General features: G+C 66.4%; 12 protein-coding genes, 1 tRNA gene and 1 pseudogene. 6 read left to right on the top strand and 8 right to left on the bottom strand.

All coding sequences use genetic code 11. The features are described from left to right. Position 1 precedes the first annotated feature (1 nt). Positions 2-2101 (bottom strand): acetate--CoA ligase family protein, encoded by a 2100-nt coding sequence (locus KHO41_RS04555; RefSeq protein WP_211952112.1) that lies wholly within the window; start codon positions 2099-2101, stop codon positions 2-4. Further along, on the bottom strand, positions 2094-3074 hold the full coding sequence (locus KHO41_RS04550; protein ID WP_244873709.1) for a Bug family tripartite tricarboxylate transporter substrate binding protein: 981 nt from the start codon (positions 3072-3074) through the stop codon (positions 2094-2096). Before KHO41_RS04550 ends, KHO41_RS04555 begins: the two co-directional genes overlap by 8 nt. A 169-nt stretch (positions 3075-3243) precedes the next feature. Here KHO41_RS04550 and KHO41_RS04545 point away from each other — a divergent pair, with 169 nt between their 5' ends. Then, complete coding sequence (locus KHO41_RS04545) at positions 3244-4164, top strand: LysR family transcriptional regulator (RefSeq protein WP_244873708.1); 921 nt, start codon at positions 3244-3246, stop codon at positions 4162-4164. A gap of 98 nt (positions 4165-4262) precedes the next feature. Beyond that, complete coding sequence (locus KHO41_RS04540; protein WP_211952109.1) at positions 4263-4799, top strand: dihydrofolate reductase family protein; 537 nt, start codon at positions 4263-4265, stop codon at positions 4797-4799. 12 nt (positions 4800-4811) lie between these two features. Here the strand turns inward: KHO41_RS04540 and KHO41_RS41150 are convergent, their stop codons facing one another. Both KHO41_RS41150 and KHO41_RS41870 read right to left on the bottom strand, forming a co-directional pair. After that, positions 4812-5216: a hypothetical protein gene (locus KHO41_RS41150; RefSeq protein ID WP_244873707.1), complete on the bottom strand. Its 405-nt coding sequence runs from the start codon at positions 5214-5216 to the stop codon at positions 4812-4814. Next, positions 5216-5311, bottom strand: a pseudogene (locus tag KHO41_RS41870) (hypothetical protein); the annotation flags it as partial. The gene KHO41_RS41150 and the pseudogene KHO41_RS41870, both read right to left, overlap by 1 nt. Positions 5312-5647: 336 nt before the next feature. Between KHO41_RS41870 and KHO41_RS04525 the strand changes: the two are divergent. The 3 genes from KHO41_RS04525 to KHO41_RS04515 all read left to right on the top strand — a co-directional run bounded on the left by KHO41_RS04525 (position 5648) and on the right by KHO41_RS04515 (position 8403). Continuing rightward, entirely contained in the window at positions 5648-6655 is a 1008-nt protein-coding gene (locus KHO41_RS04525; protein WP_211952106.1) for a tripartite tricarboxylate transporter substrate binding protein, read from the top strand. 59 nt (positions 6656-6714) lie between these two features. After that, a complete protein-coding gene (locus KHO41_RS04520; RefSeq protein ID WP_211952105.1) occupies positions 6715-8262 on the top strand; it encodes a class I adenylate-forming enzyme family protein in 1548 nt (515 codons plus the stop codon). 64 nt (positions 8263-8326) lie between these two features. Beyond that, positions 8327-8403, top strand: a tRNA-Val gene (locus KHO41_RS04515). A 72-nt stretch (positions 8404-8475) separates the two neighbouring features. On the opposite strand, the gene KHO41_RS04510 is transcribed toward KHO41_RS04515, so the two are convergent. Continuing rightward, complete coding sequence (locus KHO41_RS04510; RefSeq protein WP_211952104.1) at positions 8476-9084, bottom strand: cysteine hydrolase family protein; 609 nt, start codon at positions 9082-9084, stop codon at positions 8476-8478. Positions 9085-9169: 85 nt separating this feature from the next. On the opposite strand from KHO41_RS04510, the gene KHO41_RS04505 reads away from it, so the two are divergent. Then, the gene (locus KHO41_RS04505; RefSeq protein WP_211952103.1) at positions 9170-10015 is read left to right on the top strand and encodes a LysR family transcriptional regulator; all 846 of its coding nucleotides are present in this window, start codon (positions 9170-9172) and stop codon (positions 10013-10015) included. A 25-nt stretch (positions 10016-10040) separates the two neighbouring features. On the opposite strand, the gene KHO41_RS04500 is transcribed toward KHO41_RS04505, so the two are convergent. The 3 genes from KHO41_RS04500 to KHO41_RS04490 all read right to left on the bottom strand — a co-directional run bounded on the left by KHO41_RS04500 (position 10041) and on the right by KHO41_RS04490 (position 13250). Next, positions 10041-11159 (bottom strand): CaiB/BaiF CoA transferase family protein, encoded by a 1119-nt coding sequence (locus KHO41_RS04500; protein WP_211952143.1) that lies wholly within the window; start codon positions 11157-11159, stop codon positions 10041-10043. Positions 11160-11231: 72 nt separating this feature from the next. After that, the gene (locus KHO41_RS04495) at positions 11232-12242 is read right to left on the bottom strand and encodes an NADPH:quinone oxidoreductase family protein (protein ID WP_211952102.1); all 1011 of its coding nucleotides are present in this window, start codon (positions 12240-12242) and stop codon (positions 11232-11234) included. An 18-nt stretch (positions 12243-12260) separates the two neighbouring features. Next, positions 12261-13250, bottom strand: coding sequence for a Bug family tripartite tricarboxylate transporter substrate binding protein (locus KHO41_RS04490; protein WP_211952101.1), 990 nt, complete (start codon positions 13248-13250; stop codon positions 12261-12263). Positions 13251-13288 lie beyond the last annotated feature (38 nt).

Below are 13288 nucleotides of genomic sequence, written 5' to 3'. Positions count from 1 at the left end.
GTCAGGCTCCTTGCAGTTCCACCACGGCGTCCACGGCCACCACACCGTCGCCGGCCGCCATCACCATCAGCGGATTGATGTCCACCGACTTCAGCGTGCCGCGATGGCGCAGCGCCCAGTTGCCGAGCGCCACGGCCGACGCGGCAAGCGCATCGAGATCGAGTACAGGGATGTCCCGGTAGCCGTTGAACAGCGGCGCCAGCCTCAGCCGGGCACAGGCTGCCTTCACGTCGGCCACGGTGAACGGCGCCAGCAGCGTGACGACGTCCTTGCGCAGTTCCAGCAGCGTGCCGCCCTCGCCGATCATCACGAGCGGCCCGAACACGGGATCGACCGATACGCCCAGCGCGAACTCATGACGCCCCCTGACCATCGATGCCACCACCACACGAGGGCTCGCGACGCCAAGGCTGCGCAGCGTGGCCAGACAGGCCTCCGCAGCCTGCGCCACGGCTGGCGCATCGGCCAGCCGCAGATGCACCAGTCCATGCTCGCTCTTGTGCGGCACCTCCGCCGCGCAGCCCTTGACCACCACCGCGCCGCCGCCGAGGGCGGCAAATGCCGCCACAGCGTCATCGGCATTCGCGCAGCAGCGGTACGGCACCACAGGCACGCCTGCCTCGGCCAGCAGCGTCAGGCTGCGCGCTTCGTCCTGCAAGCCGATACCGTCCAGCGGTTGCAGTGCGGGCCACCCCGCTTCGGGCTCGACTTCGGGCTCTGCCGCGGCACCTGCCAGCCGCGCGTGGCCGGCGTACTGGGCCAGCGCCGCGACCGCATCCGCTTCGGTCACGAACGTCGGCACGCCGTGGCGCACGAATGCAGCGCGCACGTTCTGCTGCGGCGCGCTGGCCACCAGCGGCTTGCCGAGCCGGCTGCTGAACGCGGCGGCATCGCGCGCCAGCGCTTCGACATCGTAGCCAGGGCCGGCCACCGGTATGCCGACCATGAGCATGTCGGCCTGCGGGTCCGCGCCCAGTGTGTCGAGCACGCGCGGGAACATGTCGCCCTTGCCCATCAGCGCAGCGGTCATGTCGAGCGGATTGCCTGCGGTGCCGAACTCGGGAAGGATCGCGCCGAGCCGGTCGAGCGTGGATGGCTGCAGCGCCGCGAGCGGCAGGCCGTGGCGTTCAGCCAGGTCGGCGGACATCACCCCGACGGCGCCGCTGTGGCTCATCACCACGGTGCGGCCCTGCCCCGGCACATGGCCTTGCAGGTAGAGCGGCACGGCACGCACCAGTTCGCCGATATCACGCGCACGCCAGATGCCGTGGCGGGCCAGGAAGGCGTCGATGGCTGCATCGTTGCCAACCAGCGCACCCGTATGCGACGCCGCTGCGCGCGCGCCGTGCTGGCTGCTCCCCGCCTTGACGGCCACGATGCTCGCCCCGCGGCTGCGGGCCAGCGCGGCGGCCCGCGCCAGCGCCGCCGGGTCCGTGATCGATTCGAGGTACACCAGGATCAGCCGGACTTCCGGATCGCCAGCCACGGCGGCGGTCATCGCGCAGGCATCCAGGTCGGCGTCATTGCCGGTTGCCACCAGATAGCGCACGCCCAACCCGGCCTGGCGCAGCAACGCATACGGCATCACGCTGGCCGCGCCGCTCTGGCTGATGATCGCGACCGGCCCGTCCTGGGGCGTCACCTCCATGAACATCGTCGAGAAATTCAGCACCGCGCCACTGGCGAAGTTGGCCGTCCCCTGCGCGTTCGGCCCCACCAGGCGCATGCCGCCGGCATTTGCCGCGTCCACGAGTTGCTGCTGGCGCCGCCGCCCGGCCTCGCCGGTTTCCGCAAACCCGGACGCCATGATCACCGCCGCCCTCACGCCGGCCTCGGCGCACAAGCGCACCTGTTCCAGCGTGGCGTCGCCTGATACCGCGATGACCGCGGCTTCCGGCGCCCTGCCGATGTCGTGCAGTGTCGGATAGGCGCGATATCCCTGGATCGTCGTGCGCCCCGGGTTCACGGGGAACACCTCGCCGGCATAGCCGAAGTGGCGCATGTAATGGATCGGGCGGCCGCCAACCTTGTTGGGATTGTCCGACGCGCCAATCACGGCCACCGAGGCCGGCGCGAACAGCGCCTGGAAGATCTCAGTCAAGGGTAGCTCCCGAAGCCTTCACCACAGGCGCCCACTTGCCGGCGTCGTGCTGTATGAGTCTGGCGAAATCGGCGGACGTGCCCGGCATCGGACTGGCGCCCAGCGCGGAAAGCTGCTTCTTCACGTCGGCCTGGGCCAGCACCTTCTGCAGTTCGCCGTTGAGCCGCTGCACCGCATCGGGCGGAGTGCCCTTTGGCGCCGACAGGCCGAACCAGATCGTGACGTCAAACCCCGGCAGCCCGGATTCCGCAATGGTCGGCACCTTCGGCAGCGCATCGGAGCGTGCGGGGCCGGTCACGCCAAGCGCTTTCACCTTGCCCGAGCCGATGTACTGCACCTGGCTCGACACCGTGTCGAACATCATCGAGATGCGCCCGCCCAGCAGATCGGTGAACGCCGCCGCCGAGCCCTTGTACGGTACGTGGACGATGTCGATGCCTGCCATCGACTTGAACAGTTCGCCCGAAAGATGATTCGAGCTGCCGTTGCCGGCCGATCCGAACGTCAGCGAACCGGGCTTCTGCTTCGCCAGCGCCACCAGTTCCCTGACGTTGCTGACCGGCAGGCTGTTCGGCACGACCAGCACGTTGGTGGTTGACGCCACTGAGCCCACGGCATCGAACCCCTTGATGGGATCGACCTTCAGCGAGCGATAGAGCGACGGATTGATCGCCATCGTGCCCGTGGTGGAAAACAACAGCGTATAGCCGTCGGGCGCCGAGGCAGCGACTGCCTCGGTGGCAATCGTGCCGCCCGCACCGCCGCGGTTATCCACTAATACGGGCTGGCCGAGCTGTTGCGACAGGTGCTGACCGATCAACCGTGCCATGGCGTCCGTGGGCCCGCCGGCCGGAAACGGAACGATCAGGCGGATCGGCTTGATGGGATAGCTGGTAGCGGTGGCGGCGCCGGCGACACCGCAAAGCGTGAGCGGTGCAACGGCCATCAGCAGGGTGCGCAGTGACTGGCGCATGGAGCGCCCTATCGTCGAAAAACTTCGCATGTTGTCTCCGTATCGTTTGGCAACCCTTCTCTGCAGGGAAGGATGCACCCAGTGTATGGAGACTTCAGTTAGCGCAAAAGTGTATATTCTGCTATACCAGCTATCCACTTTATGGATGGATGACCATCAACCAGGCAAAGTGAACCTCAAGCAACTGGAAACCGTGGCCCTGGTGGCTGAACTGGGCTCGCTGTCGCGGGCAGCGCGCGCGCTGGGGACGGCGCAGTCGCTGGTCAGCCGCGCCATCGCGCAGATCGAAGCGGAATGGGGCGACCGGCTGTTCGAGCGCACGGGACGCGGCGTAGTCCTGTCCGAATTCGGCAAGCGGATCTTTCCGGAGATCGAACTGCTGCTGGCCCAGTCGGCGCGCCTGCACGACGAAGTGCGCAACGCGGCGGGCGTGCCGGTCGGGATGGTGCGGATCGGCGTACTGCCGTCCATGACGCGCCGCCTGATTCCCGCTCTGTTCGCCGACCTGCGCGATACCGCGCCGGGGGTCCGGCTGCGTGTCGCGGAAGGCTTCAGCGGCCAGCTCGACGAACAACTCGATTCCGGCCACCTGGACCTTGCGGTCATCAACCGCTATGGTCCAAGCCCGCGCCAGAACGAGGATGTACTGGCCACCGTGGCGAATTATCTGGTCAGCGCGCCGGGCCATCCGCTCACGGCAGGGCCTGCCGTCGATTTCCGACGGCTAGACGGGGTGCCACTGGTATTGCCGCCCGCACCCAACGGGTTGCGCCTGATCCTGGACCAGCACGCACGGCAACAGGGCGTAACGCTGGACGTTGCACTGGAGGTCGAATCCCTGAACGCGATGAAGGAGGTTGCATTGTCAGGGCACGCCCTGACCATACTGCCGCAACTGGCCGTGGATGATGAAGTTGGCGCCGGACGCCTCGCGGCCGCGGAAATCGTCAAGCCGCAACTGCCACGCGCCATCAGCCTGGGGGTGACGCAGCATCACCCGCTGTCGCGTGCGGCCAGGGTGGTACTGTCACGCCTGCATGACCTGGTCCCGCACGTAACGGCCCGCAACTGGTCAGGCAAGGCAAAGTAACGCTCGCCGCAAAACCCGCATACGCGCGAAGCCCATGGCCATTGCAGCGGAAATTGCACCGGCCGAGGTTCGCATTCGAACGCAACGAGGGGAGATAAATGGTTTCAGGACACGTCTTTATTGCTACCAGCCTCGATGGCTATATTGCCCGCGCCGATGGCGACATCGGTTGGTTGCTCGAGCGGGATGATCCGGCCGAAGAGCATGGCTACGCCGAGTTCATCGCCGACAAGGACATGATCGTGATGGGAAGAGGCAGCTTTGAAAAGGTCCTCACGATGGGCCCGTGGGCCTACGACAGGCCCGTGCTGGTTCTCTCGCGCCAATTGGCCGGCAAACCCGTGCCGGAACCGCTGCAGGGAAAGGTGCGGTTCTCGGATTGCGCCCCCAGGGACGCGATGGCGCAACTCGCGGCCGAAGGCGTGCATCGCGTGTATGTCGATGGCGGCCAGTTGGTCCAGTCATTTCTGCGCGAGGGATTGATCACCGATCTTGTGGTTACCACCGTGCCCGTGCTGATCGGCACCGGGAGGCCATTGTTCGGCGCCTTGCCGCGCGACGTGGATCTGGCGCTCGAGTCGAGCCGGCACTTTCCGTCAGGTTTGGTGCAATCGAAGTACCGGGTGCTGGGCTGATGGCGAAAGCCTTCATCTCGACATCATCTTCACCATGTCAGCAATGACGGTAAAACGAATCACACGCAGGCAGGCCAGTTCCCCGGCCAGCCCCGCGCGCGCCTCGGGATCGCGCGCCGCCATCGTGGCATTCTCCCTTTCCGCCAGTACATAAAGCGCCTCGGCAGCGGGCCCGATACTCTTGAGCATCACGTCAAGCCTCCGCTCCGCCGTTCCCGCTGCCAGCCCAAGCACTCGTCCAGCCTCGACGGCAAGCCTCCGGGTGAAATCGCTATAGAACTCCACCCCCAGCACCGGCCATGCAAACCTCTGCGCATCAGGCCAACTGGTCTTCTCGTAGGTGCGCCATCTACCTGCCGGCCGGACTGCAAGGGCAATGCCGGACTCAGCGGGAAGGCCTGCGGATTCGCGATCCACTCCGGGGCGTATTCGAATGACCAGACGTCCTGCTCGTCGCGCAGCGTGCCCACCGGCGCGCCATTGATGCTGGCCACCAGTTCGCGGTCAGTCATGTCCGTCCTTTGCTGACCGATCCGATGCGGCTTGTGCCGAGGCCTGACGTCGCTGGCTGCGCGCCTGCCGCTGCCGCAACTTGTCACGTTCGATGGAAACAAGCGGGGTGGCTGCCTCAGGCACATCCACGACGACGCGGATGCCTAGCCCACTCAGCACCTGGAAAAGCTTGCCCCACTGGATGCCCTCCCTCCCACTGCAAAACCCTCCCTTAGCCATTCCCGAATTCCCCTCCTCGCGCGCGCGATTTAAGGTTTCCGACACAAGTGCCCCACGCTCCACGCGCGGAGGCGCCCCGGCCTTCGGCCGGCACAAGAACACCGAAGGAGACAGCGATGAACCCGCTTTCATGCACCGCTCAGCAGCGCCGCGCCTGGCTGCTGGCATCTGGCCTGGCATTCGCCGCGGCCGCCACGCTCGGCCATGTCGGACTGGCCAGGGCCGAGACCTGGCCTTCCCGCCCGATCCAGTTGCTGATCCCCTATCCGCCTGGCGGCAGCGCCGATCTGCTGGCGCGCCCCGTGGCGGCGAAGCTGCAGGAGCGCCTGGGCCAGCCCGTGGTGCTCGACTACCGCCCTGGTGCCGGCGGCACCATTGCCACCCAGATGCTGGCGCGCGCCAAACCCGACGGCAACACGCTGATCATGGTGCTGGCCGCGCATGCGATCAATGCGAGCCTGTATCCGAAGCTGCCGTATGACACGCGCAAGGACTTCGCGCCGGTCTCGCTGGTGGCCAACCTGCCGATGATCCTGGCCGGCAGCACTTCGCTGCGTGCAAACACGGTGCCGGAGTTGATTGCCGAAGCCAAAGCGTCTCCGGGCAAGCTCACATTCGCATCGGCCGGTAACGGCAACACGGGCCATCTTGCAGGCGAGTTGTTCGATTCCGTCGCAGGCATCAAGATGACGCACGTGCCGTACAAGGGCAGCGCACAGGTCGTAACCGCGATGCTGTCGGGCGAGGTCCAGCTGACCTTTGACAGCATCTCGACCACGCTGCCGCATGTACGCAGCGGCAAGGTGCGCGCGCTGGCCGTGACGGGCGCCAAGCGCGCTGCCATCGCGCCTGACGTGCCGACGCTGGCCGAAGTCGGCGTACCCGGCATCAACATCACGGGCTGGTATGCCGTGCTCGCGCCGGCCGGTACGCCTGCGCCGGTAGTCGACCGGCTCAGCCGCGAGATTGCGACTGTGCTGAAAGAGCCGGAACTGAAGGCCAATCTGGCGTCCAACGGCTATGAGCCCGTGGGTTCCACGCCCGATGCACTGCGCTCGCACATCGATGCCGAAATCACGCGCTGGAGCAAAGTCGTCAAGGACTCCGGCGCACAGGTACAGTAGCCCTTCTTGTTCTGAATTTCCCATCGCCGGCGGAACGAAGCTCCGCCGGCCTGCATGCCATGACCGACACCTCCATCATGCAACGCCCCTTCACCAGCATGTCCGCGCTTGTACGCGGCCACGCTGCGAGCCAGCCCGCACATGCCGCCCTCGTGCATAACGAGCGATCGATGTCCTATGGCGAACTCGATGCCATCATGACCCGCATCGGCGCCGCGCTTCAGCGCGATGGCGTTCAGGCCGGCGGCACGATCGCCATCTGCGCGACGTCGTCCATCGAATACGCAGCGGTGTACCTCGGCGCGATCCGCGCTGGCGTAGTCGTCGCCCCGCTCGCGCCGTCGTCGACCGCCCAGAGCCTTGCCGGCATGGTGGCCGATGCAGGCGCAAGCATTTTCTTCGTCGATGCGGCGGTTGCCGAAGCGCTCCAGCCCGTGCTGCCGCAGCTCGGTGCCACGCGCCTTGTGACGCTCGACAACAGCGCCGCGGGGCAGACCTTCCAGTCGTGGCTGGCACCGGCCGGCACACCGTTTGCCGAACCGGAAGTGCGGCCGGAACTGCCGCTCAACATCATCTATTCGTCCGGCACGACCGGCGTGCCGAAGGGCATCGTGCAATCGCACGGCATGCGCTGGGCGCACGTGTCGCGCGGCGCGATGACCGGCTACGGCACCGATGCCGTCACGCTGCTCTCTACCCCGCTCTATTCGAACACCACGCTCGCCAGCTTCTTCCCGACGATCGGGCTCGGCGGCACGGCCGTGCTGATGTCGAAGTTCGATGCCGGCAAGTACCTGGAACTCGCCCAGCGCCACCGCGTCACGCATACGATGCTGGTGCCCGTGCAATACCAGCGCCTGATGGCCCATCCGGATTTCGACAAGTACGACCTGTCGAGCTACAAGCGCAAGTTCTGCACGAGCGCGCCGTTCAGCGCGGCCCTCAAGGCAGAAGTGGTGCGCCGCTGGCCCGGCAAGCTGACGGAGTTGTATGGCATGACTGAGGGAGGTGGCGGCTGCCTGCTGCACGTGGACGAGTTTCCTGACAAGCTCCACACGGTCGGCCGCCCTGCGCCGGGCGCGGACGTGCGCATCATCGATGAAAACGGCAAGGAACTGCCGCCGGGAAGCACCGGCGAAGTGGTCGGACGTTCAGCCGCGATGATGAACGGCTACCACAACCTGCCGGCCAAGTCGGCCGAGATCGAATGGCACGATGCCGAAGGCAATCGCTTCATTCGCACGGGCGACATCGGCCGCTTCGACGAAGACGGCTTCCTCGTGCTGATGGACCGCATGAAGGATGTGATCATCTCCGGCGGCTTCAACATCTATCCGAGCGATATCGAAGCCGTGGTGCGCACGCATGAGGCTGTGGCGGATGTATCCGTAGTCGGCGTGCCGTCGGAAAGCTGGGGGGAGACGCCAGTCGGCTTTATCGCGCTGCGCGAAGGACATGATGTCACCGCGCAGGCCGTGCTCGCCTGGGCCAACGAGCGTCTTGGCAAGACGCAGCGGCTGAGCGCATTGCACATCGTCGACACCCTGCCGCGCAGCGCGATCGGCAAGGTGCTCAAGCGCGAGCTGCGGGACCGCATTACCGCCTGAGCGAAAAACTTTTCCAAAACACTTGCACAGCCGCAAAGGCATCCCTATAATCTGCGGCTTCGCTAGGCTCGTAGCTCAGCTGGTTAGAGCACCACCTTGACATGGTGGGGGTCGTTGGTTCGAGTCCAATCGAGCCTACCAACGCACAAAGCAGACACGGACGGTCGCCACTTCGGCACCGTCCGTTTTTGTTTTGGCGCCGATTATTTCGACTCAGGCCTTCCACACCGACGCATCGGGCACGACCGTCGCAAAGCGATCATGCAGCGCGGCCAGCGTGACGCGATGCAATTCCGCCGCGCTCAGCGGCGCACCACCCAGCGGATCCGGCAGGTCGCGCGTGGCACACGCGTTGGCCACCAGCGTGACGCGATAGCCGTGATCGAGCGCCGAACGCACCGTCGCGCTGATGCACATGTGGGTCTGGAAGCCGGCCACGATCAGTTCCTTGCGGCCCAGCGCTGCCAGCTTCGCGGCCAGGTCCGTGCCGGCAAAGCTGTTGGGCAGGTGTTTGGCTACCGTCTGCTCGTCGCCCTGCGGCGTCAGTCCTTCGATAAACGCCACATACGGACCTTCCGGATCAAAGGCGCCCTTCCCCTTGCCGTGGTGCATCACGTGGATCACCGGCGTGCCATGCTGACGCGCCAGCGCCAGCAGGTCCGCACAGGCGGCCACGGCTTCCGGCATGCCGACGAGCGGCAGCACGCCGTCGATGTATTCGCGCTGATGATCGACCAGGACCAGCACGGAATCCTCCCAGGCGGAGGGCTTGCGGCTGGCGCCGACGGCATCGAGCAGGGTCACGGGCGTAGCGGTAGTCATGTCGGAATCTCCGGGTGAACAAGTTGTGCAGGCATCGTAGAGCACGCTATGCTGTGCGCCAATTACCCACTCACACACAGCCGCTGTGCAAAAACGTACAGTCTCGTGGGACGACCTGCTGACCCTGTCCACGCTGATTCGCGCTGGGAGCTATTCGGCCTGCGCGCGCGAGCTTGATATCACCCACGCCACCGCGATCCGGCGCATCCGGCGTCTCGAAGAGGCCCTCGGCAAGCCCGTTGCCACGCGGTCAGAAGGGGCCTTCGAATTGACCTCGGCCGGCCGCAGCGCACTGACGGCAGCCCGGCAGATGGAGCAGTCGGCCGGGCGGCTGCTGCGCGAGATCGAAGGCGCGGGCAGCGGCGTGTCGGGCGTGGTACGGATTGCCGCTACCGCCGCGCTCGGCAGCCACTTCCTGACACCGCGCCTGCCAGCCCTGTATGCGGCCCATCCCGATATCGTGGTCCGGCTCGAACTGGATGACCGCGTGGCAAGCCTTGCCCGGCGGCATGCGCATCTGGCCATACGGCTCGCACACCCCAAAGAGGACGATGTCGTGGCCCAGCGGGTCGGCACGGTGCGTTTCGGACTCTACGGGTCCGCAAGCGTGCCCATGGACGACAGCACGCCGCTGTGCGCCTTGCTCGACGAGGGCTATGACATTCCCGAGGCGACGTGGCCGCTCAGCGCCAGGCGGCGCATCGCCTTTCACGCCAACAATATGCTGGCCATCCGCGAAGGCGTGCGCGCGGGCCTGGGGACCGCCCTGCTTCCCCACTATGTGGCGCGCGACGACGCCGGATTGCGCCTGTTGCGCGAGGTGCCAGAGGTCATGCGCGAGATCTGGCTGGCCTATCCGACCGAATTCCGCGGCGCATCGCGCTTCCGGCCGGTGATCGAGTGGCTGGCCGATACGCTGTCCCAGTGCTGAAGACTGCTGACCCGCCGGCGCGACACTAGGCCTCGGCAATACCAAATTCGGCGAGCACTGAGGCCGTGTGTTCGCCGAGCAGCGGCGCCGACCCATGCGGATGAACGCTCCCGGCGAAACCCGGCAGGTTCGCCCACGGCAGCTCGCCAAGGCCGGCCTGTGAAACGTTGCCAAATACGCCGGCCTGCGTGCATTGCTCGCTCCCCCGCAACTCGCGTGGCCGGCTTATGCGTGCGAACAGCACATCATGCTCCGTAAAGACCGACCCCCAGTACGCCAGCGGCTTCTGCGCCAGCGCGGCGCCCAACCGTTGGCACAGTTCGGCCGTACGCGGCAGGCGGCCCGCACTCGTGCGCAGACCGGGATCGGCCAGCCAGTCATCGAACCCTAGAACGGTAGCCAGACGCATGAACATCGCGTCATTGAGCATACTGACGTAGAGCGGGCCATCCGCGGCCTGGAACATGCCCGTGGGCGCATTCGCGGCGGCGAACTCGGCATCCGGGAACATCGCGTCATCCACCAGCAGATAGGACTGCAACGCCGCGCTTGCCTCCAGCAGCGACATCTGCACGTGCCGCCCCTTGCCGCTGCGCGCCGCGCGGAACAGCGCAGCCGATGCATGCTGCGCCGCATAGAGGCCTGTGCTCAGGTCCACCAGGAAGAAGCCGATGCGGCGCGGCTGGCCGGCAGCGTCGCGGTTCACGTGCATCAGGCCGCTGAAAGCCTGGATCGTCGTATCGACCGCAGGCAAGCCCGCGAGCGGGCCGTCCTGACCGTAGCCTGTGATCGAGACATAGACGAGCGCAGGGTTGCGCGCCGACAGCGCTTCATAGCCGACGCCCATGCGCTCGGCCACGCCGGGGCGATAGTTCTGGATGATCACGTCAGCCTGCTCCGCGAGCTTGCGCAGCGCGTCCTTGCCTGATTCGGTGCGCGTATCGAGCACCACGCTCTCCTTGCCGGCGTTGTAGGCAATGGCGATCGCCGTCTGTCCTTCGCGCACGCGGCCCATCTGGCGGCCCCAGTCGCCTGCGGGTGGCTCGACCTTGATCACGCGCGCGCCCTGCTGGCGCAGGATCAGCCCGCAGTACGGGCCGGCAATGCCCTGGCTCAGGTCCAGCACGGTCAGGCCGGCCAGCATGGCGTCATCGTCGGCCACAGGTGTCTTGTTCAAGTCTGTCTCCCGTTGTTCTTTGGTGGCCCTGCTGCCCCGTCAGGGCATGTCCAGCATGACCTTTCCGATCGCGCGGCGCGACATGGTGGTGTCGACGGCCTCGAGCCACTGGTGCAGGTCGAAATGCTGCAGGACCGGCTTCGGCATCTCTGCGTTCGCCACGGCATGCATGACCTTGCCGACCACGTCCTGCACCTGCGGCGCGAACCGGCTGCGCTCGTCGGTCAGACCCCAGCCGATGTAGTAGCCGTAGTTGAAGCCGATCACCGACAGGTTCTTTACGAGCAGCAGGTTGGCCGGCACCTCGGGAATGCGGCCGCCGGCATAGCCGATCGACAGCAGGCGGCCGCCCGGCGCCGCACAGCGCAGCGAGGCATCGAAGAGATCGCCGCCCACAGGGTCGAATACGACGTCCACGCCGCCCGCCGGGCACAGTGCCTTCACCTCGGCCGCCAGCGTTTGCGGATCGGACGACAGCGCATGCGCAGCGCCATTGCGCAAGGCCGCCTCGCGCTTGGCGTCGGTGCTCGCCGTCGCAATCACGCGCGCGCCCATCAGCCGTCCCACCTGCACGGCCGCCGTCCCCAGTGAACCGCTTGCGCCGTGAACAAGCAGGGTCTCGCCCGGCTGCAGCGCCGCGCGCCAGGCCAGCGCGGCCCAGACGGTGCCGTAGGTGACTGGCAACGCTGCGGCACTCGCCAGGTCCAGCGCATCGGGCACCGGGTACACGGTATCGGCGGTGGTCACAACTTCCTGCGCAAACCCGCCCCAGTCCAATGCGGCGGCTACGCGCTGTCCGGGCCGAAGACGCGTCACATCGGGCGCCACCTCAATGATCTCCCCTGCTGCTTCCGTGCCCGGCGTGAACGGCAACGGTGGCTTGCGCTGGTACTTGCCTGACACGAACAGGCTCAGCGCAAAGCCCACGCCCGCATGCCGCACACGGATGCGCACCTGCCCCGGCGCCAACGGACGCCGTGCGATTCGCTGCAGTTCCAGTTCGCTCCAGTGACACCAGCGCGAGCACACCAGTCCAAGGTAATCGCCCATACCGCGCTCAAGCCTCCCTCATTCCATCGCGATGCCGACATCGCGGATGATGCGGCTCCATTTGTCCTGATCACTCTTCAGGACCGCTGCAAACGCCTCGGGCGAGTTGCCGACGGGCTCGAGATTCAGGTCCTTCATCTTCTTTGCGATCTCGGGCATGCGCACGATCCGAGCGACCTCGCGCGACAGCGCATCGACGCGCGCCTTCGGCACGCCAGCCGGGAACATCAGGCCCATCCACGCATCGGGCTCGAAGCCCTTGTAGCCGGCTTCGCGGAACGTCGGGACGTTCGGCAGCAACGCCGAGCGCTCGGCGCCGGCCAGCGCGACGGGGATAATCTTTCCGCTTTGCAGCAGCGACATGGCCGTGCCGACCGGCACCAGGCCGATCTTTACGTGGCCGGCTGCCAGATCCGTGACGAGCGGCGCGCCGCCTTTGTAAGCGACGTGCGTCATGTCGAGCCCGGCTTCCCGCTTGAACAGTTCGCCGAGGATATGGCCCGTGGTGCCGGCGCCATAGGACCCATACGGATACTTGCCCGGATTGGCCTTGACCAGCGCCACCACATCCTTGAGCGTGCGCGCCGGGAAATCCGAGGACACTGCGAGCACGGTGTACGAGATGGCCACCTCGCTGACCGGCGCGAAGTCCGCGATCGGGTCATAACCGATGCGCTGGTACAGCGACGGGTTCTGGACGTGAGCGGTGAACGTGAGCAGCACGGTGTAGCCATCCTTCTCCGCACGCGCCACGTACTTGGTGCCCGTTGTCGTGCCCGCGCCCGGCTTGTTCTCGACGATCACGGGCTGGTTCCACGTCTTCGTGAGCTCCTGCCCGATCAGCCGCGCCGCGGCGTCGTTGACGTTGCCGGCCACGGACGGCACCACGATGGTCAGCGGCCGAGACGGATAGGGATCAGTATCGGCTGCCATGGCGGCGGTCCCGGTCACGGCGCTCAGCACGATGCCCAGCAAGGCGGCACGCAGCCGCGCGGATTGGTTCTGCATTGGCTTGTCTCCTGTGTGCGGCGCTTGTTTGCGGCATG

The organism is Cupriavidus numazuensis (genome assembly GCF_905397435.1).
GTDB classification, from domain to species: Bacteria; Pseudomonadota; Gammaproteobacteria; order Burkholderiales; family Burkholderiaceae; genus Cupriavidus; species Cupriavidus numazuensis.
This window is presented reverse-complemented; position numbering and strand designations above follow the sequence as displayed.